20 protein-coding genes and 1 tRNA gene are annotated in these 19,472 nt (G+C 66.8%); 13 read left to right on the top strand and 8 right to left on the bottom strand.

Features of this window, described 5'->3' with window-relative positions; translation table 11 throughout:
• Window positions 1–279: 279 nt before the first annotated feature.
• On the top strand, window positions 280–867 hold the full coding sequence (locus tag QGN30_RS02375; protein WP_248923298.1) for a GNAT family N-acetyltransferase: 588 nt from the start codon (window positions 280–282) through the stop codon (window positions 865–867).
• Window positions 868–879: 12 nt separating this feature from the next.
• Here QGN30_RS02375 and mbtM read toward each other — a convergent pair whose 3' ends face one another.
• Both mbtM and QGN30_RS02385 read right to left on the bottom strand, forming a co-directional pair.
• Complete coding sequence (mbtM, locus tag QGN30_RS02380) at window positions 880–2,439, bottom strand: long-chain-fatty acid--ACP ligase MbtM (protein WP_248923297.1); 1,560 nt, start codon at window positions 2,437–2,439, stop codon at window positions 880–882.
• On the bottom strand, window positions 2,436–2,699 hold the full coding sequence (locus tag QGN30_RS02385; RefSeq protein WP_029384183.1) for an acyl carrier protein: 264 nt from the start codon (window positions 2,697–2,699) through the stop codon (window positions 2,436–2,438). Before QGN30_RS02385 ends, mbtM begins: the two co-directional genes overlap by 4 nt.
• Window positions 2,700–2,980: 281 nt before the next feature.
• Here QGN30_RS02385 and QGN30_RS02390 point away from each other — a divergent pair, with 281 nt between their 5' ends.
• Both QGN30_RS02390 and QGN30_RS02395 read left to right on the top strand, forming a co-directional pair.
• Window positions 2,981–3,421 carry a DinB family protein gene (locus tag QGN30_RS02390; protein WP_248923296.1) on the top strand — a complete coding sequence of 147 codons (441 nt, stop codon included), beginning with the start codon at window positions 2,981–2,983 and terminating at the stop codon, window positions 3,419–3,421.
• A 66-nt stretch (window positions 3,422–3,487) separates the two neighbouring features.
• Complete coding sequence (locus tag QGN30_RS02395; protein ID WP_095762687.1) at window positions 3,488–3,844, top strand: nuclear transport factor 2 family protein; 357 nt, start codon at window positions 3,488–3,490, stop codon at window positions 3,842–3,844.
• 20 nt (window positions 3,845–3,864) lie between these two features.
• Here QGN30_RS02395 and QGN30_RS02400 read toward each other — a convergent pair whose 3' ends face one another.
• Together QGN30_RS02400 and QGN30_RS02405 are read right to left on the bottom strand one after the other, a co-directional pair.
• A complete protein-coding gene (locus QGN30_RS02400) occupies window positions 3,865–4,302 on the bottom strand; it encodes an Imm63 family immunity protein (RefSeq protein WP_095562359.1) in 438 nt (145 codons plus the stop codon).
• 100 nt (window positions 4,303–4,402) lie between these two features.
• Window positions 4,403–4,485, bottom strand: a tRNA-Leu gene (locus QGN30_RS02405).
• Window positions 4,486–4,732: 247 nt separating this feature from the next.
• Here QGN30_RS02405 and QGN30_RS02410 point away from each other — a divergent pair.
• The 7 genes from QGN30_RS02410 to pknB all read left to right on the top strand — a co-directional run bounded on the left by QGN30_RS02410 (window position 4,733) and on the right by pknB (window position 14,549).
• Complete coding sequence (locus QGN30_RS02410) at window positions 4,733–6,361, top strand: DUF3662 and FHA domain-containing protein (protein WP_248923295.1); 1,629 nt, start codon at window positions 4,733–4,735, stop codon at window positions 6,359–6,361.
• A 124-nt stretch (window positions 6,362–6,485) separates the two neighbouring features.
• Window positions 6,486–6,953: an FHA domain-containing protein FhaB/FipA gene (locus tag QGN30_RS02415; RefSeq protein WP_007771646.1), complete on the top strand. Its 468-nt coding sequence runs from the start codon at window positions 6,486–6,488 to the stop codon at window positions 6,951–6,953.
• Window positions 6,954–7,017: 64 nt separating this feature from the next.
• Window positions 7,018–8,523, top strand: a complete 1,506-nt coding sequence (locus tag QGN30_RS02420; RefSeq protein ID WP_225331056.1) for a PP2C family protein-serine/threonine phosphatase — start codon at window positions 7,018–7,020, stop codon at window positions 8,521–8,523.
• Window positions 8,520–9,929 carry an FtsW/RodA/SpoVE family cell cycle protein gene (locus tag QGN30_RS02425; protein ID WP_326566271.1) on the top strand — a complete coding sequence of 470 codons (1,410 nt, stop codon included), beginning with the start codon at window positions 8,520–8,522 and terminating at the stop codon, window positions 9,927–9,929. Before QGN30_RS02420 ends, QGN30_RS02425 begins: the two co-directional genes overlap by 4 nt.
• The gene (pbpA, locus tag QGN30_RS02430) at window positions 9,926–11,404 is read left to right on the top strand and encodes a D,D-transpeptidase PbpA (protein WP_009952767.1); all 1,479 of its coding nucleotides are present in this window, start codon (window positions 9,926–9,928) and stop codon (window positions 11,402–11,404) included. The genes QGN30_RS02425 and pbpA overlap by 4 nt, the downstream gene beginning before the upstream one ends.
• Entirely contained in the window at window positions 11,401–12,672 is a 1,272-nt protein-coding gene (locus tag QGN30_RS02435) for a serine/threonine-protein kinase (protein WP_041297605.1), read from the top strand. Before pbpA ends, QGN30_RS02435 begins: the two co-directional genes overlap by 4 nt.
• Window positions 12,669–14,549: a Stk1 family PASTA domain-containing Ser/Thr kinase gene (pknB, locus tag QGN30_RS02440; protein WP_009955363.1), complete on the top strand. Its 1,881-nt coding sequence runs from the start codon at window positions 12,669–12,671 to the stop codon at window positions 14,547–14,549. Before QGN30_RS02435 ends, pknB begins: the two co-directional genes overlap by 4 nt.
• Here pknB and QGN30_RS02445 read toward each other — a convergent pair.
• Both QGN30_RS02445 and QGN30_RS02450 read right to left on the bottom strand, forming a co-directional pair.
• A complete protein-coding gene (locus QGN30_RS02445) occupies window positions 14,527–15,213 on the bottom strand; it encodes an aminodeoxychorismate/anthranilate synthase component II (RefSeq protein WP_014940906.1) in 687 nt (228 codons plus the stop codon). The two genes, pknB and QGN30_RS02445, sit on opposite strands and share 23 nt — an antisense overlap.
• A 44-nt stretch (window positions 15,214–15,257) precedes the next feature.
• Window positions 15,258–16,001 (bottom strand): DUF881 domain-containing protein, encoded by a 744-nt coding sequence (locus tag QGN30_RS02450; protein ID WP_233042313.1) that lies wholly within the window; start codon window positions 15,999–16,001, stop codon window positions 15,258–15,260.
• 129 nt (window positions 16,002–16,130) lie between these two features.
• Here QGN30_RS02450 and crgA point away from each other — a divergent pair, with 129 nt between their 5' ends.
• Window positions 16,131–16,412, top strand: coding sequence for a cell division protein CrgA (crgA, locus tag QGN30_RS02455; RefSeq protein WP_003872098.1), 282 nt, complete (start codon window positions 16,131–16,133; stop codon window positions 16,410–16,412).
• 155 nt (window positions 16,413–16,567) lie between these two features.
• Window positions 16,568–16,993 carry a PH domain-containing protein gene (locus QGN30_RS02460; protein ID WP_248923294.1) on the top strand — a complete coding sequence of 142 codons (426 nt, stop codon included), beginning with the start codon at window positions 16,568–16,570 and terminating at the stop codon, window positions 16,991–16,993.
• Window positions 16,994–17,014: 21 nt separating this feature from the next.
• Here the strand turns inward: QGN30_RS02460 and QGN30_RS02465 are convergent, their stop codons facing one another.
• The gene (locus QGN30_RS02465; RefSeq protein WP_008262529.1) at window positions 17,015–17,563 is read right to left on the bottom strand and encodes a peptidylprolyl isomerase; all 549 of its coding nucleotides are present in this window, start codon (window positions 17,561–17,563) and stop codon (window positions 17,015–17,017) included.
• A gap of 170 nt (window positions 17,564–17,733) precedes the next feature.
• On the opposite strand from QGN30_RS02465, the gene cwsA reads away from it, so the two are divergent.
• Entirely contained in the window at window positions 17,734–18,168 is a 435-nt protein-coding gene (cwsA, locus tag QGN30_RS02470; RefSeq protein WP_248923293.1) for a cell wall synthesis protein CwsA, read from the top strand.
• Between the two features lie 2 nt (window positions 18,169–18,170).
• Here cwsA and QGN30_RS02475 read toward each other — a convergent pair whose 3' ends face one another.
• A complete protein-coding gene (locus QGN30_RS02475) occupies window positions 18,171–19,385 on the bottom strand; it encodes a cytochrome P450 (RefSeq protein WP_225331057.1) in 1,215 nt (404 codons plus the stop codon).
• Window positions 19,386–19,472: the final 87 nt, after the last annotated feature.

Raw genomic sequence — 19,472 nt, forward strand, 5'->3', positions numbered from 1 at the left:
GCAGCAATAAACTCCGGTCCTAGTGATTGCATTGCGCGCATTCCAACCCTCCCTGAGCTAGCTCATAAGGCTACTGGCGCAAACGCGCTCGTCAATTCACGACCGATCGAAACGCTTCGCTAGTCACTTACCGCTGGAACCCCTGAGTTACACATGAAACGATGGACCTGACCTCGCAACCGTTAGAAGGAGCGGCTCAGTGCATATCGGTGTTACGCGTACCGCGGTGAGAACGGCCTGCGGGACGGGGGCGCTCTCGTGACAGGCGCCCCCGGGGCTGTGCTCGCTCGTGAGCTCACCGACATCACCGACAGCGTCCGGCAGGTGCCGGCGCCTCCCGTACCTGAACTGCTGCCGCCGAGCCGAATTCGCGTCGCTGACCCTGACGGAGCGGACGCGGAATTGGTTGCCGAGTGGATGAACCGGCCCCACTTGGTCACGACGTGGGAGTACGACTGGCCGGTCGCGCGTTGGCGTAACCACTTGCGCGCACAGGTCGATGGCGCCTACTCGCGACCGCTGATCCTCAGCATCAACGGGGTGGACCGCGCGTACATGGAGATCTACCGTGCTGCCAAGGATTCCATCGCCCGCTGCTACGACAGCCGGCCACACGACCTTGGCCTGCACGGGGCGATCGCAGACGAGGAGCTCGTGAACCGCGGGCTGGGCCCACTGATCCTCCGGAAGGTGATCGCCAGCATCCTGGCCGCCGACCCGCCGTGCCAACGGATCATGTTCGACCCCGACCACCGCAATACGACGGTGCGGCGGCTCTGCGAGTTCCTGCGCTGTGAATTCCTCGGCGAACACGACATGCCGAACCGCAGGATGGCGCTCTACGCCCTGAATCGGCCAGCGCCGTAACAGCGTTCGCGCTCAGGCCTGTAGTTGGCTGCGGACCTCCAGCCGTCTGAGCTTGCCCGACGACGTACGCGGTAATGAGCCTGGTGGCATCAAGACGACATCGGCCGGAGTCACCCCGCACACCGAGATGACCCGCTTGATGACAGCGCTGCGGGTCACGTCGTGATCCGCACCCACGAATTCGGCGGCGATGAGCAACCGTGACTGGGCGGCACCGGATTTCGAACCGACCGCAACCACGCCACCGTGTCGCACTCCATCCACCTGCGCGGCCACCTGCTCGATTTCGGTGGGAAAGATGTTGCGGCCGGCGATCGTGATGACCTCTTTGGACCGACCGCAGATAACCAGCTCACCGTCGACCAGATAACCGATGTCTCCGGTGCGGAACCACTCCGCACCGCGATCGGACCCTGTGGCTGGGTCGCCGAAGTATTTCGTCATCATCGATGAGCCGCGGATCTCGACCTCCCCAACACCATCATCCGCTGATTGATGGGTCGGACTAATGCGTAGCTCCATACCGGGGATGGGGCGCCCCAACAGCGCATAGCGTTGCCGCACATCCGATTCCGTCCGCTCATCGATGCGCAACCCCTGCCCGCAGGCGGGCATCGTCACGGCGCAGGTTGACTCGGCCATCCCATACGCCGGCGTCGCCGCCGACGCCCGCAATCCGAACGGAGCCATCGCGTCGGCGAATCGCTGAAACCCCTCGCAATCAATGGGTTCGCCGCCATTGATGGCAATCCGCAGCGCCCCCAGGTCCACGTCCGAAACGCGGCCGGAGTAGCGACCGAGCATGGAGTACCCGAAATTGGGTCCGGCGGTGAAGGTTGCCGCGCTGGCCGAAAGCCAATCCGCCCAGCGAAGCGGTGCCGCAGAGAACGCGCCCGTCGGCGCCTGCCAAAGCGGCATCCCGCTCAGGACGGCGGTCAACAGGAAGGCCAAGCCCATGTCGTGGTAGATCGGCAGCCACGAACACGCCCGGTCGGAGCCGTCGAGTTGTAGCCGCTCGATGAGGCCGCGCATATTGTTCAGCACGGCCTCCGGCGACAAGACGGCAGTGCGCGGATCACCGGTCGAGCCGGCAGTACCCTGGAGGATCGCGGCGTTCGAATCGGAGTGACTTTGAAGGTCATTCGACGCCGGGGTGCGAGCGGCCTCGGCGAGGCTGGAGACAGACAGCGTCGACTCCGCATCGCCGAGCGTGCGCAGGGTCGCGCCGTGACTGAATACCGTGCTGACTCCGATTCCGCAGAACCGACTCAGGGTGCTGTGCGCCCACTCGGCCGGGTCGGCACCGCGCCTGGGACGGGGCAGAATCGATACGGCGGCACCCGCCAGCCACGCGCCCTGTATGGCGGCGACCAGCTCAACGGTCGGTTCACCGACAATTCCCACAGCACCGAGGCGGTCCTGCTGGAGCAGATGCGTTGCGATGCTTTCGGCCATCCCGTGGACCTCGGGCCAGGGGCGGGCGGTCCATTTGTCGGTGTCTTTGTCCAGGACCACCAAGTCATGGGGCGATCGCGTCATCGCATCGCGCATGGCGGCCGCGAGAACGTTCATGCGTCGACCCCGACTCCGATCGCGGCCTGCAAGTCACCGACGGTCGTGCAGGTCAACAGGTCTTCCTCGCTCAATTGCGTGCCGAACCGTTCTTCGATGGCTACCAGGCCGGCGGCAAAGGCGACGGAGTCCATTCCCAGGTCGTCTATCAGACGCGTTGCGGCAGTGACGGATTCGAATTTGAGGTCCAGGTCATCCCGAAGGACGCTGACCAACTGATCGTCGACGGTGCTGGGCACAGGGGGATTGAAGGAGGTCATGAGCCGCGACCATACCGTGCTGATTTAGGTAAGGCTACCCTCATTGGGTAGGTGTGGGTTGTCTCACCGTCGAGGCCGACAGCAATGGGCCGCCCATTGACGTCGGCCAGCTGCGGCTTGCCCGCGCCGACGATTGTCCCACAGGCACAACGACTTTGAACGCCGCGCGATCGGTGGCGAATGGCCCACCAACCTCGTGTTGAGTCCGCTGAAATGATGGTGCTGTGACAGAACCTTGCGCGGGGTGCGGTTTCGCCTATGACCTGCGCCGAGCCGCCTCAGTGCGCCACGACATCCGGGCGTTGGCGGCCGAAGCCGTTGTACTTCTGTCTAACAACAAGATTGACGTGCGGTCCCGCTCGCGTCCCGACGTGTGGTCACCGCTGGAGTACGCATGCCATCTGCGAGACGTGCTGCTGGTGCAACGCGAGCGAGTGCTCGCAGCACGGCGCACGAACGGCCACGATTGTGCGTCCATGGGGCGCGGCGAGCGCGCCGAACACGACGGGTACAGCGAACAGGATCCGGCCGAGGTCGCGCGTCAACTTGCCGACGCGGCAGCACTATTCAGCAATGTCCTCGCTCGGCTATCCGACGATGACTGGGACCGAACGGTGATTTACCACTATCCGGAAACCCACGAGCGGTCGCTGCGCTGGGTCGCGGTACATACCGTGCACGAACTCCAGCACCATCTTCTCGACATCCGCCGCCAACTGTGACCGCCACACACGATGCGCATCAAAGCCGCTCGGCCGGCCCAATTCACCTGCGCTACAGTGCCGGCCATGAACGTCGACGCGGACGCCTTCTCGAAACGATGGGCACAACACTGGAACGCCCACGACGTCGACGCCGTCCTTGACGACTTCCATGACGACGTGGTGTTCACATCGCCCGTGGCCGCCAAGCTCTTGCCGGAAACGCAGGGAGTGGTCCGCGGAAAGGCGGCGCTACGTCGGTACTGGATCGCCGCCCTCGAACGCGTTCCGGACCTCCGGTTCACCGTCGAAGGCGTCTACCAAGGCGTCAACACGATCGTCATCGCCTACCGCAACCAGAACGGCGACCTCGTCAACGAGGTCTTGATCTTCGACGGCGAGGTGATCGTCGAGGGCCACGGGACGTATCGAGTGGGCGAATAGCGGACACTTACCGCCGCGGATTACCCGTCGCGACCGGGGATGTTCGGCAACAACGCGACGTCGTCGTGCTTGCCCCAACGCCGTAATAGTTCCGCCGTTTGGCGTACGCAGCGTGCGGCCCAATCCGGATTCACTTGGTTCAGAACCTCATATTGTTTGGCCCACATCAGGATGCGCGGGTCCTGATCCCGTGGACGATGTCTGGCGGCGTACGAACCGCCGATGTCGAAAGCTATATCGCAAGCGAACCAGTAGAGGGCCTCGTCGATGTCGCCGACGTGATCGACCCTCTGCCTGCCGCGCTCCCAATAGTCGTAGTGGTATCGCCCATCGTCATCGATATAGATGTTGCGGTCATCATCCTTCAGCACGACTCCGGCCTGGATCGGCCGGGCGTTCAGCAGCGCGGCGATGCGATTGATTTCGGACTGCAAGTGGGCCGTCTTGTCGTCGACCATGCGCCAGACCTTACGTTTTTTCGGCTGCCGTGGCCGGTCGCCCAAACACGAAAGTCACGACCCCTTGCGAGGTCGTGACTTTGCGTAGCACCGCTCAATGTGGGCGAAGGGGGACTTGAACCCCCACGTCCCGAAGGACACTGGCACCTGAAGCCAGCGCGTCTGCCATTCCGCCACTCGCCCGGAAAAACAACCGATGGACCATACCACTGTAATGGCCCGATTCCCGAACGCAGCGGGCCTGGATGCCCTTCGGCGCCCTGCCCTCGCCGCAGGCGCACCCCTGAGCTGCGGGGACCCAGTTCTCACTGTTTCGACAGTGCCGCGCCGTCGCGATGTGCCGATACCATGCGGGAGTGAACCAGCACGCGGGCGATTCGTTTGCCGCGCACCGGCAATACGTTCTGCAAGTGCAGGCGAACGGTAGGACATGAGTAGCCAACGGGGGCTGGCCGCGCGGATCGAGCGCAAACTCGAGGCGTCGGTGGACAACGCCTTCGCCCGGGTGTTCGGCGGATCGATCGTCCCGCAAGAGGTAGAAGCCCTGTTGTGCCGCGAGGCCCGCGACGGAGTTCAGAAGCTTCACGGAAATCGCCTTTTGGCCCCCAACGAATACATCATTACCCTCGGTATGCACGACTTCGGAAAGGTGAGCACCGATCCCGATCTCACGTCGAGCTCATTCGCGAGGTACTTGGCTGACTACATCCACGAACAGGGGTGGCAAACGTATGGTGAGGTGGTCGTCCGGTTCGAGCAGTCGTCGAACCTGCGTACCGGCCAGTACCGCGCCCGTGGTGCTGTCAACCCCGATGTCCAGCCCCGCCCGACGGACAAAGACGCCGTCCGGCCACAATCAAATAACGCGTTCGGCGATGAACGAGGAGTAGCACCAATGACTGACAATTCGAGCTACCGCGGGGATCAGGGGCCGGGGCGGCCCGGCGACGAGTATTACGACGACCGCTACCGGCGTCCCCAGGACGACGCGCGCGGTGGCCCGGACCCGCAGGGTGCACCCGACCCCCGCGGGGGATATCCGCCTGAGCAGGGCGGCTACCCACCTCAGCAGGGCTACCCGCCGCGCCAGCCCGAGCAGGGCGGCTACCCGGAGCAAGGCGGCTACCCGCCGCAACCGGGCTACCAAGACCAGGACGGTTACCAGGGCCAGGCTGGCTACCCCGACCAGGGGCAAGGCGGTTACCCGCCGCAGCCGGGCTACCAGGACCAGCGCGGCTACCCCGACCAGGGGCAGGGCGGCTACCCGCAGTCGTATGAACAGCGGCCGCCCGCGCCGGGCGGTTATGGCGGTGGGCAAGGCTACGAGCAGGGATACCGCCAGGGAGGTTACGGCCCTCCCGCCGGCCAGCCCGGCGGTGGCCCGCAGGGCTACGGCGGCGGCTACGCCGACTACGGTCGCGGACCGGCCCGCCAGGACGAGGGCGGCTACGCCCCGCCGGAGCAGCGCCCCGCCTACCCCGAGCAGGGTGGTGGGTACGACCAGGGTTACCAACAGGGCGGGGGATACGGCCGCCAGGATTACGGCTCGCCCGAATACACCCAGTACGCCGAGCACGCGCAGGGCACGACGTACGGCGGCCAGGGCGGGGGATACCCCGAGGCCGCCAGCCCCGAGTACGACTACGGTCAGCAGCCCGACTACGGCCAGCAGGCGGAGTACGGCCAGCCCGCCGACTACGGCCAACCCGCCGACTACGGTCAACAGGCGGGCGGCTACGGCGGATACGGGCAGGGCGGCTACGGCGCGACGGGCACCACGATCACCCTTCAGCTCGACGACGGCAGCGGCCGCACCTATCAGTTGCGCGAGGGCTCCAACATCATCGGCCGCGGGCAAGACGCCCAGTTCCGACTGCCCGATACGGGCGTGTCACGGCGCCACCTGGAGATCCGCTGGGACGGGCAGGTCGCCCTGCTGTCGGACCTGAACTCCACCAACGGCACCACCGTGAACAACGCGCCGGTCCAGGAGTGGCAATTGGCCGACGGCGACGTCATCCGTTTGGGCCATTCGGAAATCATCGTCCGGATCCACTAAGTCGCTGGGCTCAACGCTGCCGTGCTTCGCCCCGTGTCGACCACCGTCCAAGTATCGTGACGTAGCCGATGTGCGCGGAGTCACGGGCGCCGGGAACACGACGCTAGGACGGAAAGGACGCCAGATGCAGGGATTGGTACTGCAGCTGACGCGCGCCGGATTTTTGATGTTGCTCTGGGTATTCATCTGGTCCGTGCTGCGAATCCTGCGGACCGATATCTACGCCCCGACCGGTGCCGTCATGGTGCGTCGCGGTCTGGCGCTGCGCAGCACGCTGCTTCCGTCGCGGCAGCGCCGCCACGCGGCCCGCTATCTGGTGGTGACCGAAGGCGCGCTGGCGGGGGGGCGCATCACGCTGAGCGGCCAGCCGGTGCTGATCGGACGAGCCGACGACTCCACCCTGGTGCTCACCGACGACTACGCCTCAACCCGGCACGCCCGGCTGTCTCAGCGCGGCTCGGAGTGGTACGTCGAGGATCTAGGATCGACCAACGGTACTTACCTTGACAGGGCGAAAGTGACGACAGCGGTACGAGTCCCGATAGGAACGCCGATTCGAATCGGCAAAACGGCGATCGAGTTACGCCCGTGACCCGCGCCAATGACAATGATGCCGGCTCGGCAGATTTTCCGGCCGGGATCGAGGAGTGGCGCCCGTGACCCTGGTCCTGCGATACGCCGCCCGGAGTGACCGTGGCCTGGTGCGCGCCAACAACGAAGACTCTGTCTATGCCGGCGCCCGGCTGCTGGCCCTGGCCGACGGCATGGGCGGCCATGCGGCCGGCGAGGTGGCATCCCAGTTGGTGATCGCCGCACTGGCCCACCTCGATGACGACGAGCCGGGCGGCGACCTGCTGGCCAAGCTCGACAACGCGGTGCGCTCCGGCAATGCGGCCATCGCAGCGCAGGTAGAGGCGGAGCCCGAACTCGAGGGGATGGGCACCACTCTTACCGCGATCCTGTTCGCGGGCGACCGAATTGGATTGGTACACATCGGCGATTCGCGGGGCTACCTGCTGCGCGACGGCGAACTGAGCCAGATCACCAAGGACGACACCTTCGTTCAGACCCTCGTCGACGAGGGCCGCATCACCCGGGAAGAGGCGCACAGCCACCCGCAGCGGTCACTGATCATGCGGGCGCTCACCGGCCACGAGGTCGAGCCGACGTTGACCATGCGGGAAGCGCGCGCCGGCGACCGTTATCTGCTGTGTTCCGACGGGCTGTCGGACCCGGTCAGCGACGAGACCATCCTCGAGGCATTGCAGATTCCCGACGTCGCCGAGGCCGCCTATCGCCTCATCGAGTTGGCGCTGCGTGGCGGTGGGCCGGACAACGTCACCGTCGTGGTCGCCGACGTCGTCGACTACGACTACGGGCAGACCCAGCCGATTCTGGCCGGCGCGGTCTCGGGTGACGAGGATCAAATGACGCTGCCCAACACCTCGGCCGGGCGGGCCTCGGCGATCAGGCCGCGCGACGAGTCGGCCAAACGTGTTGCGCCGCAACCCGAAACGCCGCACCGGCCGCGGTGGTCCCGCCGACGGATGGTCGTCGTCGCCGCGCTGGCGGTGCTGCTGGTCGTCGCGGGCCTCACCGTGGGGTGGTGGGTCATCCAGCGCAACTATTACGTCGCCGAATACAACGGCAGGGTCTCCATCGTCCGGGGCATCCAGGGGACGCTGCTGGGCGTCCCGTTGCAACGGCCTTACCTGGTCGGCTGCCTCAACGCGCGCAACGAACTGGCCCTGGTCAGCTACGGACAATCCGACCATCCCAATTGCCAGCTCATGACCCTGCAAGATCTGCGCCGTCCCGGACAGGTCCAGGTCCAAACCGGACTGCCGGGCGGCAGCCTGGACCAAGCGGAATCGCAGCTGCGCCAGTTGCTGGCCGAATACCTGCTGCCGATCTGTCCGCCGCCGCGCGCCACCTCGCCGCCCGGATCCCCGTCCACCGGCGGTACACCCCAATCCAGCACCACCGCAACGCCATCACCCCCGACCACCAGTTCCACCAGCGCCAGCCCCCCACCCAGCACAAGCGCCTCCAACGGCCCCGCGACCTCATCACCGGCAGGTCCGACGACCACCTCGCAAACGGTGACCGCTCTCCCCGGGCCCCCACCCCAACCGGGCATCGATTGCCGGACGGTGGCATGACAACACAGCTTCAACCGCCGGTCGCGGTCACACCTCCTCTGCCTACCCGGCGCAATGCCGAGCTGTTGCTGCTGGGCTTCGCCTCGCTGATCACCGTCCCCGCGCTGCTGATCGTCGAGGCGAATCAAACCCGCGATCTGCACTGGGACGCGATCAACTACGGGCTGGTGTTTCTCGTCGTCTTCGGATCGGCGCACATGGCGATCCGGCGCTTCGCGCCCTATACCGATCCGCTCCTGTTGCCAATCGTGGCTCTACTCAACGGGCTTGGCCTGGTGATGATCCACCGGCTCGATCTGGTCACCAATCAACTCAGCGGCCGTCACCACCCCAGCGCAACCCAGCAGATGCTGTGGACCCTGGTCGGGGTGGTGACCTTTGCCCTGGTGGTCACCTTCTTGAAAGACCATCGCCAGCTCGCGCGCTACGGTTACATCTGCGGACTCGTCGGTCTGGTCTTGCTGGTGATTCCCGCCCTGTTGCCGGCCTCGCTGTCCGAACAGAACGGCGCCAAGATCTGGATTCGCTTGCCCGGCTTCTCAATTCAGCCCGCTGAGTTCTCCAAAATCCTGCTCCTGATCTTCTTCTCCGCGGTGCTGACCGCCAAACGCGGCCTGTTCACCAGCGTCGGCAAGCACTTCATGGGTTTGACCCTGCCCCGCCCCCGCGACCTCGCGCCCCTGCTGGCGGCCTGGGTGATCTCGGTCGGCGTGATGGCCTTCGAAAAAGACCTTGGCACTTCGCTATTGCTGTACACGTCGTTTCTGGTGGTGGTCTACCTCGCCACCCAGCGGTTCAGCTGGGTGGGGATCGGTCTGGTCCTGTTCGTCGCGGGAAGCGTTGTCGCGTATTTCATTTTCAGCCACGTCCGGGTCCGGGTGCAGATGTGGTGGGACCCGTTTTCCGACCCCGACGGCAGTGGCTATCAGATTGTGCAGTCGCTCTTCAGCTTCGCCACCGGCGGGATTTTCGGCACCGGGCTCGGCAACGGTCAGCCCGACACCGTGCCCGCCGCGTCGACCGACTTCATCATCGCGGCGTTCGGCGAAGAGCTGGGATTGGTGGGCCTGGCGAGCATCTTGATGCTCTACACCATCGTCATCGTGCGGGGCATGCGCACGGCGATCGCCACCCGGGACAGCTTCGGCAAGCTGCTCGCGGCGGGCCTGGCGTCGACGCTGGCCCTGCAGTTGTTCATCGTCGTCGGCGGGGTAACGCAACTCATTCCGCTGACCGGGTTGACCACCCCGTGGATGTCCTATGGCGGTTCGTCGTTGCTGGCGAACTACGTGCTGTTGGCCATCCTGGCGCGCATCTCGCACAGCGCCCGTCGTCCCCTGCGCGCCCCCGCGCGCCATGAGCCGCCGATCGCGGCGGCCGGCACCGAGGTGATCGAGAAAGTATGAACGCCTCCCTGCGCCGGATCTCGGTGACCGTGATGGCGTTGATCGTGCTGCTGTTGATCAACGCCACGATGACGCAGGTCTTCGCCGCCGACTCGCTACGCGCCGATCCGCGCAACCAGCGCGTGCTGCTCGATGAGTATTCGCGCCAGCGCGGCCAGATCGTGGCGGGCGGACAGCTGTTGGCGTACTCCGTCGCCACCGATAACCGCTTCCGCTTCTTACGGGTCTACCCCAACCCCGCGACGTACGCGCCGGTCACCGGGTTCTACTCGCTGCGCTATTCCAGCACCGGCCTGGAACGCGCCGAGGACCCGCTGTTGAACGGCTCCGACGAACGGCTGTTCGGGCGCCGGCTGGCCGACTTCTTCACCGGCCGCGACCCGCGCGGGGCCAACGTCGACACCACGATCAAGCCGCGCGTCCAGCAGGCCGCCTGGGACGGGATGCAGCAGGGCTGCGGCGGCCCGCCGTGCAAAGGCGCCGTGGTCGCCCTCGAACCGTCCACCGGCAAGATCCTGGCGATGGTGTCGTCGCCGTCCTACGACCCCAACCTGCTGTCGTCGCACGATCCCGAGGTGCAGGCCAAGGCCTGGCAGTTGCTGCGCGACGATCCCGACAACCCGATGACCAACCGTGCCATCTCGGAGACCTACCCGCCCGGCTCCACCTTCAAGGTGATCACCACCGCGGCCGCGCTGCAGGCCGGCGCCTCCGACACCGAGCAGCTGACCGCCGCGCCGTCGATTCCGCTGCCGAACAGCACCGCGACGCTGGAGAACTACGGTGGACAGTCGTGTGGCAACGAGCCGACCGTGTCCTTGCAGCAGGCCTTCGCCCTGTCCTGCAACACCGCGTTCGTCCAACTCGGCATGCTCACCGGATCCGACGCGCTGCGTGGCATGGCGCGCTCATTCGGCCTGGACAGCACCCCGAGCGTGATCCCGCTTCAGGTCGCGGAGTCGACCATCGGGATCATCCCGGACGCGGCCGCCCTGGGCATGTCGAGCATCGGGCAGAAGGATGTCGCGATGACGCCGCTGCAGAACGCCGAGATCGCCGCGACCATCGCGAACGGCGGGGTGACGATGCAGCCGTATCTGATCGACAGCCTCAAGGGGCCGGACCTGACCACGATCAGCACCACGGCACCGTATGAGCAGCGGCGCGCCGTGTCGCCGCAGGTCGCCGCTAAGCTAACAGAGCTGATGGTCGGCGCCGAGAAGGTCGCACAGCAGAAAGGGGCCATTCCCGGCGTGCAGATCGCATCCAAGACGGGTACCGCAGAACATGGCACCGATCCGCGGCACACACCGCCGCACGCGTGGTACATCGCTTTCGCGCCCGCACAGACCCCGAAAGTCGCCGTGGCGGTGTTGGTGGAGAATGGCGCCGACCGCCTGTCCGCGACGGGGGGTGCACTCGCCGCGCCGATCGGACGGGCTGTGATCCAGGCCGCGCTACAGGGAGGACCATGAGCCCGCGAGTTGGTGTGACGCTGTCTGGCAGATACCGCCTGCAGCGCCTGATCGCCACCGGCGGCATGGGTCAGGTCTGGGAGGCCGTGGACAGCCGCCTGGGCCGACGCGTCGCGGTCAAGGTGCTCAAGCAGGAGTTCTCCCAAGACCCCGAGTTCATCGAGCGCTTCCGCGCTGAGGCGCGGACCACGGCGATGCTCAATCACCCCGGGATCGCGGCGGTCCACGATTACGGCGAGAGCCAGCTGGACGGGGAGGGCCGCACCGCCTACCTGGTGATGGAGCTGGTCAACGGCGAGCCGCTGAACTCGGTGCTCAAACGCACCGGCCGGCTGTCCCTGCGGCACGCCCTGGACATGCTCGAACAGACCGGCCGCGCGCTGCAGGTCGCGCACGCCGCCGGTCTGGTCCACCGCGACGTCAAGCCGGGCAACATCCTGATCACCCCGACCGGCCAGGTGAAGATCACCGACTTCGGCATCGCCAAGGCCGTCGACGCCGCGCCGGTGACCCAGACCGGCATGGTGATGGGCACCGCCCAATACATCGCGCCCGAACAGGCGCTCGGGCACGATGCCACCCCGTCCAGCGACGTGTACTCGCTGGGAGTTGTTGGCTACGAGGTTGTTTCGGGCAAGCGGCCGTTCACCGGTGACGGCGCCCTGACCGTGGCGATGAAGCACATCAAGGAACCGCCGCCGCCGCTGCCCGCGGAGCTGCCGCCCAACGTGCGAGAACTCATCGAGATCACGCTGGTCAAGAACCCGGCGATGCGGTACCGCAGCGGGGGGCCGTTCGCCGACGCCGTCGCGGCGGTGCGCGCCGGTCGCCGTCCGCCCCGCCCCAGCCAGTCGCCGCCTCCGGGCCGGGCCTCGCCGGCGGCGATACCGTCCAGCCCGACGACGCGGGCGGCGGCGGTGTCCCCGCGCAGCGCGGCGCCGCGTCGATCCCGCCCGACCACCGGCGGGCACCGCCCGCCCCCGGCCCGGCGCACCTTCTCGTCGGGGCAGCGCGCGCTGCTCTGGGCCGCCGGGGTACTCGGCGCGCTGGCGATCATCATCGCGGTGCTCATCGTCATCAATTCCCGGGGGGATCAGCAGCAACAGCCCCCGACGGTCACCGACACCGGCACCCCGCCGGCATCGGCGCCCGCGCCGACCAACACCCCGAGCGGTTCGGCAGGCATGCGTCTCGAGTGGCCGGATGACGGCACGATAGGGATGTCGGGATTCCGCGGTGGACCGGCGGGACACGGGACATCGCAATGACCACCCCGCAGCACCTGTCCGATCGTTATGAGCTCGGCGAGATCCTCGGTTTCGGGGGGATGTCCGAGGTTCACCTGGCCCGCGACCTCCGCCTGCATCGCGACGTCGCGGTCAAGGTGCTGCGCGCGGATCTGGCCCGCGATCCCAGCTTCTACCTACGCTTTCGGCGGGAGGCGCAAAACGCCGCCGCGCTGAATCACCCGTCCATCGTCGCCGTCTACGACACCGGCGAGGCGGAGACCCCCACCGGGCCGCTGCCCTACATCGTCATGGAGTACGTCGACGGCGTCACCCTGCGCGACATCGTGCACACCGACGGGCCGCTGCCGCCGCGGCGGGCGATCGAGATCATCGCCGACGCGTGCCAGGCGCTGAACTTCAGTCATCAGAACGGCATCATCCACCGCGACGTCAAGCCGGCCAACATCATGATCAGCACCACCAACGCGGTCAAGGTGATGGATTTCGGTATCGCCCGCGCGATCGCCGACAGCGGCAACAGCGTCACCCAGACCGCCGCGGTGATCGGCACCGCGCAGTACCTCTCGCCCGAGCAGGCCCGCGGCGACGCCGTCGACGCCCGCTCCGATGTGTATTCGTTGGGGTGCGTCCTCTACGAAATCCTCACGGGCGAACCACCTTTCGTCGGAGACTCGCCGGTCGCGGTTGCCTACCAACATGTCCGCGAGGACCCCGTGCCGCCGTCGCAGCGCCACGACGGCATCTCGCCCGACCTCGACGCCGTCGTGCTCAAGGCGCTGGCCAAGAATCCGGAAAACCGCTATCAGACCGCGGCGGAGATGCGCGCCGATCTGGTCCGGGTGCACAACGGCGAAAAGCCCGAGGCGCCAAAGGTTTTCACCGACGCCGACCGAAGCTCGATGCTGTCATCGAACCCCGGCAGCGGGGGCCCGCCCCGGACCGATCCGCTGCCCCGCCAGGTCCTCGCCGACGCGGGCGAGGACCGCACCGTCGGGTCGGTCGGTCGCTGGATCGTCGCGGTGGCGGCACTGGCCGTCCTGACGATCGTTGTGGTGATCGCGTTCAACACCTTCGGTGGCGGGGCTCGTGACGTTCAGGTGCCCGACGTGCGCGGGCAGGTGTCCGCCGACGCCATCGCGGCGCTGCAAAACCGCGGCTTCAAAACGCGCACGCTGCAAAAGCCGGATTCGATCGTTCCGCCCGACCACGTCATCGGCACCGACCCCGGCGCCAACGCGTCGGTGAGCGCCGGCGACGAGATCACCGTCAACGTCTCCACCGGCCCGGAGCAACGCGAGGTGCCCGACGTGTCCTCGTTGAGTTACTCCGACGCGGTCACCAAGCTCAAAGCCGCGGGATTCACCAAGTTCAAGCAGGCCAATTCGCCGTCGACACCGGAGCTGCTGGGCAAGGTGATCGGGACCAACCCGCCGGCCAACCAGACGTCGGCGATCACCAACGTCATCACCGTCATCGTCGGCTCCGGGCCGGAGACCAAGCAGGTTCCCGACATCGCGGGCCAGACCGTGGACATCGCGCAACGCAACCTGACCGTCTACGGGTTCAGCAAGGTGACCCAGGTGCAGGTGGACAGCCCCCGGCCGGCCGGTGAGGTGATCGGGACCAATCCGCCCAAGGGACAGATGGTTCCGGTGGACTCGGTCATCGAGCTGCAGGTGTCCAAGGGCAATCAGTTCGTCATGCCCGACCTGTCCGGCATGTTCTGGACGGACGCCGAACCCCGGCTGCGGGCGCTGGGCTGGACGGGCATCCTCGACAAGGGCGCCGACGTCGACGCCGGTGGCTCCCAGTCCCACCGGGTGGTGTATCAGAACCCGCCGGCCGGCTCCGGGGTGAACCGGGACGGGATCATCACGCTGAAGTTCGGTCAGTAGCCGCCGGGTCGGCCGGGAAATACGGCCGCACCGCGGCGTGCACGTCATTCTCGAGCCGGCGCACCAGCGTGTCGTTGCGCACCAACCCGCACACGGCCAGCCAGTTCGCCAGCATGCGGTGGCCGCCCTCGGTCAGGATCGACTCCGGATGGAACTGCACGCCGTGAATCGGCAGTTCGGCGTGGCGCACCCCCATGATCACGCCGCTGTCGGTGTGGGCGGTGACCTCCAGAACCGGCGGCAGCGATTCGGGCAGGATGGTCAGCGAGTGGTAGCGGGTCGCCGTGAAGGGATCCGGAAGACCTTGCAACACACCGACATTGGTGTGGTGAACGCTGCTGGTCTTGCCGTGCAGCAGTTCGGGGGCGCGGTCGACGGTGGCGCCGAAGGCCACGCCGATGGCTTGGTGCCCCAGGCAGACCCCGAGCAGCGGGGTCCGCTCGGCGGCACAGGCGCGAACCATCCCGATGGAAGCGCCCGCGCGCTCCGGGGTGCCCGGCCCCGGACTGAGCAGCACGCCGTCGAACTGCCGGGCGGCCGCGGTCTCGTCGGAGAGCCGGTCGTCGTCATTGCGCCAGACGTCCGCGTCCACACCGAGCTGCCCGAGGTACTGCACCAGGTTGAACACGAAGCTGTCGTAGTTGTCGACAACCAGGATCCGCATCGTGCCAGGTTACCGCCCGAGGGCGCGCCACCGGTCGGGCGGCGTCAGTAGGCGATCGGGCCGTTGGGCTGCGCGTAATGCAGCCGGTCGGGCTCGAAGTGCCCGACGACCTGCACGTCCGATTTGACCTCTTCGCGGTAGCCGAGGCCGAACCGGACCACGTACTGCTTGTAGAGGACCACCAGGGGAGCGGCGGCGAGGGCGGCTTGCATGGCCGCGGAGTTGCCGATCGCGGTGATCGTGTACGGCGGGCTGTAGGTGCGCCCGTTGAGCAGCAGCGTATTGCCCACGCAGCGGGGCACCGAGGTGGCGATGAGCCGTTGGTCTTGCATCTGGATCGCCTCGGCGCCCGCGCTCCACAGCGCGTTGAGCACGGCCTGGATGTCTTGCTGGTGCACCACCAGATCGTCGGGTGACGCGTCGCGCGGGAACCGGCCGTTGGCGTCGCGCTGCGCGTCCTCGAGGGTGACCACCAGGCCCGGGCCGTGCACCGGGTTCATATCCGCCTGACCGGCGACCTGCGCTGAGCGCCGCAGCATCGCGGCCAGCGCGGCGTCCGAAGAGCGCCCGTGCGCCGTGTCGATCTTCTTCGCGAGTTCCTCGCGTTCGGCGTTGAGGCGGTTCACCGACGACTGGGTCTCACGGACCAGGTCCACCAGGCGCGGGGCGTCGCTGCCCCGGATCTCGGCGCCGCCGGATACCCCGTGCGTGGCGGCGAGCAGCAACCCCGCCAGCGCGCACACCACCGGGACGCCGAAGCGCCATGGCGACTGGCGCGTTTGGATCATCGAGTCTCCATTTCCTGGTCACCGCCCCAGGTGCGTTAGTCTCGTAGCCAAGCTATGGGTGCAGCTGCCGTGTTCATCGTTGCACCCCGTCCCGCTCACCGTGTCGTTGAGGTAATCCGCGAGGTAATCATGCCCAAGTCCAAGGTCCGCAAGAAGAACGACTTCACCGTCAGCGCGGTCAGCCGCACCCCGGTGAAGGTCAAGGTCGGACCGTCCAGCGTGTGGTTTGTCGCGCTGTTCATCGGCCTCATGCTGATCGGGCTCGTCTGGCTGATGGTGTTTCAGTTAGCCGCCGTCGGATCCCAGGCGCCGACCGCGCTGAACTGGATGGCTCAACTGGGCCCCTGGAACTACGCCATCGCGTTCGCTTTCATGATCACCGGTTTGTTGCTCACGATGCGCTGGCACTGAGCAGCACGACCGACGGAATGAATTCATTTTCGGGCTGATTTGTCGTTGCGCCAGCAACTTTCCGACCACCCAATCACACGCGTGTGATTTATCCCCACTGTTGATAGAGATTGTGGATAACTGCATCGGCAGTGGTGGGAGGGGCTAAGGACCGCATGCAGCAAACTCAATGGGAGCCACACGCGACCGGAATCGCAGGTTGTGGAGCCGCGGGCGTCTTGTTGGCTATCGCCGGTGTGACCCTAATCACAGACCCGCCGGGGCGGGTTCTGGCGGGCGTTGCCGCGGGGGGTCTGCTGTTGTTTGCGGGGATGTCGTGGCGCGCGCGCCCGAAACTGGCAATCACGCCCGACGGCCTGGCGTTGCGCGGCTGGTTCCGGACGCAGCTATTGCTGCAATCCGACATCAAGATCATCCGCATCATCGAGTTCCGCCGTTACGGACGCAAAGTGCGGCTGCTGGAGGTCGAGACCGCCGATGGCGGCCTGGTGCTGTTCTCCCGCTGGGACCTTGGGACCGACCCGCTGGACGTGCTGGACGCGCTGACCGCAGCCGGCTACGCGGGCCGTTCGCAGCCCTGAACGCCTGCGCGGGCGGGTCGGTTACGAGATGGTGATCGACTCGATGACGACCGGCTCGGAGGGGCGGTCGTTGCCGTCGGTGCTCGTCGTGGCGATCGCGTCGACCACCTGCTGGGAGTCCGGGTCGGTCACCTCGCCGAAGATCGTGTGGCGCCGGTTCAGGTGCGGCGTCTTGTCGACCGTGATGAAGAACTGCGAGCCGTTGGTGCCCGGGCCCGCGTTCGCCATCGCCAGCAGGTAAGGCTTGTCGAATTGCAGTTCGGGGTGGAACTCGTCGGCGAACTTGTACCCCGGGCCACCGCGGCCCGTGCCGGTCGGGTCGCCGCCCTGGATCATGAAGCCCCGGATCACCCGGTGAAAGACCGCGCCATCGTAGAACGGGCCGGACGAGCCTCCCGATGCGTTCTGGGTGGAGTACTCCTTGGTCCCCTGCGCCAGGCCGACGAAGTTGGCGACTGTCTTGGGCGCGTGGTTTCCGAACAGGGCGACCTTGATGTCGCCGCGGTTGGTGTGGAGCGTGGCGGTAGCAGTCTGAAAGGGGCTGTTAGTCACGGCATGAGAGTCTGCCACTACGGGTGAGCGCGCCCGCACGCGGTGCCACCCATCCGACCCGCCGACGAAACCCCGCGAACGCGCACCCGCGCCGCCGACGTCCCTATGCTGGCAGTCTGTTCAGTATCGGGCCGGCCCGGCGCGCCGGCCTCACGACAAGCGTCACCAGCGGAACAGAAGGGCGGCAGATGAGCGCGAAGACGGAGTCCCGGCTGACCCCCCGGGAGCGACTCGCCCGCGGCCTGACCTACTCGGCGAGGGGGCCGGTGGACGTCACCCGCGGAGTCGTCGGCCTCAGCGTCCAGTCGGCGCAGTCGACCGCGGCGCAGCTGCGTCGCCGCTATCAGGAGGGGCGGTTGGCCGCGGACATCGCGGCAGCCCAAGAGGCCCTCGCCCAGGAACTGGCCGCGGCGCAGGAAGTGGTCACCAACCTGCCCCAGGCACTGCAGGAGGCGCGGCGAGCGCAGCGTCGCGGCAAGCGGCCGTTGGTCATTGCGGGGGTGGCCGTCGCGGTCCTCGCGGGCGGCGCCGTGGCATTCAGCATCGTCCGGCGCTCGGTGCGGGCGAAGCCTCAGGAGCCGCAGTCGCGCCCGCCCAGTGTCGAGGTACAGCCGCGTCCGTAGGTTCACCGCACGCTGAGGCGCAAGCGTTCGCGGCGCCGAACCAGGATGCTGGGCAACCATTCTCCGACCTCGGCGGCGTCGATCCAGGTGGTGCGCTCGAGCAGCATCCGCAACACGATGTGGGCCTCCAAGCGGGCCAGCGCGGCGCCCACGCAGAAATGCACGCCCTTGCCGAAACTCATGTGGCTCTTGGTCGCGGCGCGGTCGAGCCGGAATTCGTTCGGGGCCTCGAAGTGCGCCGGGTCGCGATTGGCCGCTCCCCACATCAACAGCAGATGTGAGTCGGCCGGCACCGCGACCCCACCGAGCGTGGTGTCGCGCCACACGTGTCGGTAGTGGCCCCGGAACGGCGCCTCGAAGCGCAAGGTCTCTTCGATGAAAGCGCTTAGCAATTCCGGCTTTTCGCGGAGTTGCTGTTGGATCGCGGGGCGATCGGTGAGGATCCACGCCGCGCTTCCCAGCAGAGACGCCGTCGACTCGCCGGCCGCGCTGAAGAGGGTCAGCATGATTCCTAGCGCCGGTGTTTGTTCGAGTTCCCCCGAGGCGTAACGAGCCGCAAGGTCGGCGATCAGGCCGTATTCACCGTTGGCGCTTGTCCTTTCGAAACGCTCGAGGACATAGCCGAAGAGTTCCATCGCCGCGGCTCCGGCCTCTGCGAGCTGGGCGGGCGTGACGATCCCGTCAAGCAGCGTGGTGGTGGCGTAGCCGAGGCGGATGAGTTTGTCGACGTCGTCATCGGGAAGACCGAGCAGCTTGCAGACCACCATCATCGGCAGCCGATTGGCGATGCCGCTCATCCATTCGATCTCGCCGTCGCGCAGGTTCTGCTCCCACAGCCGGTCGGCGGTCTGAGCCGCGAATTCCTCGATGATCCGGACGCGCTTGGCCGACAAGTGTGGCAACAAGATCTTTCGGTGCATCGCATGCACGGGGTCGTCCGCGGTGGCCAATGCGTGCATCGAATCCCCGGGCGGTCCCATGTCGAGCGGAGCGACGGTGCCGTCCTCGTGAAAGACCATGGTCGCCGTGAGGTTCGACGAAAAATCCTCGACCCGCTCGACGGCCTCTTGCACCGCGTCCCAACCGCAGACGGCGTAGAACTCTGAACCACCGATGCGATGCACCGGCGCCTCCGCCCGCATGCGGTCATAGAGCGGGTAGGGATCCTGTATCGCCTCGCTACCGAAGAACCGAATCGCACTGTCCAAGACCGCCACGCGTTTCAGGCTCGACGCGGCCCACCGCGGGGTCAATGGATCGCGCAGAAGTTGAGGAACCCGCGCGACCGACGCCGAAGGTGCGCG

The sequence above is a fragment of the Mycobacterium sp. 3-98 genome (assembly GCF_035918355.1).
GTDB classification, from domain to species: Bacteria; Actinomycetota; Actinomycetes; order Mycobacteriales; family Mycobacteriaceae; genus Mycobacterium; species Mycobacterium intracellulare.

Coding starts and splice junctions, on each gene's coding strand:
- QGN30_RS02460 (WP_248923294.1), top strand. CDS start 16,568: ATGCAGCAAACTCAATGGGAGCCACACGCGACCGGAATCGCAGGTTGT.
- mbtM (WP_248923297.1), bottom strand. CDS start 2,439: ATGAACGTTCTCGCGGCCGCCATGCGCGATGCGATGACGCGATCGCCC.
- crgA (WP_003872098.1), top strand. CDS start 16,131: ATGCCCAAGTCCAAGGTCCGCAAGAAGAACGACTTCACCGTCAGCGCG.
- pbpA (WP_009952767.1), top strand. CDS start 9,926: ATGAACGCCTCCCTGCGCCGGATCTCGGTGACCGTGATGGCGTTGATC.
- QGN30_RS02435 (WP_041297605.1), top strand. CDS start 11,401: ATGAGCCCGCGAGTTGGTGTGACGCTGTCTGGCAGATACCGCCTGCAG.
- QGN30_RS02415 (WP_007771646.1), top strand. CDS start 6,486: ATGCAGGGATTGGTACTGCAGCTGACGCGCGCCGGATTTTTGATGTTG.
- QGN30_RS02410 (WP_248923295.1), top strand. CDS start 4,733: ATGAGTAGCCAACGGGGGCTGGCCGCGCGGATCGAGCGCAAACTCGAG.
- QGN30_RS02425 (WP_326566271.1), top strand. CDS start 8,520: ATGACAACACAGCTTCAACCGCCGGTCGCGGTCACACCTCCTCTGCCT.
- QGN30_RS02450 (WP_233042313.1), bottom strand. CDS start 16,001: ATGATCCAAACGCGCCAGTCGCCATGGCGCTTCGGCGTCCCGGTGGTG.
- QGN30_RS02395 (WP_095762687.1), top strand. CDS start 3,488: ATGAACGTCGACGCGGACGCCTTCTCGAAACGATGGGCACAACACTGG.
- pknB (WP_009955363.1), top strand. CDS start 12,669: ATGACCACCCCGCAGCACCTGTCCGATCGTTATGAGCTCGGCGAGATC.
- QGN30_RS02445 (WP_014940906.1), bottom strand. CDS start 15,213: ATGCGGATCCTGGTTGTCGACAACTACGACAGCTTCGTGTTCAACCTG.
- QGN30_RS02400 (WP_095562359.1), bottom strand. CDS start 4,302: ATGGTCGACGACAAGACGGCCCACTTGCAGTCCGAAATCAATCGCATC.
- QGN30_RS02385 (WP_029384183.1), bottom strand. CDS start 2,699: ATGACCTCCTTCAATCCCCCTGTGCCCAGCACCGTCGACGATCAGTTG.
- cwsA (WP_248923293.1), top strand. CDS start 17,734: ATGAGCGCGAAGACGGAGTCCCGGCTGACCCCCCGGGAGCGACTCGCC.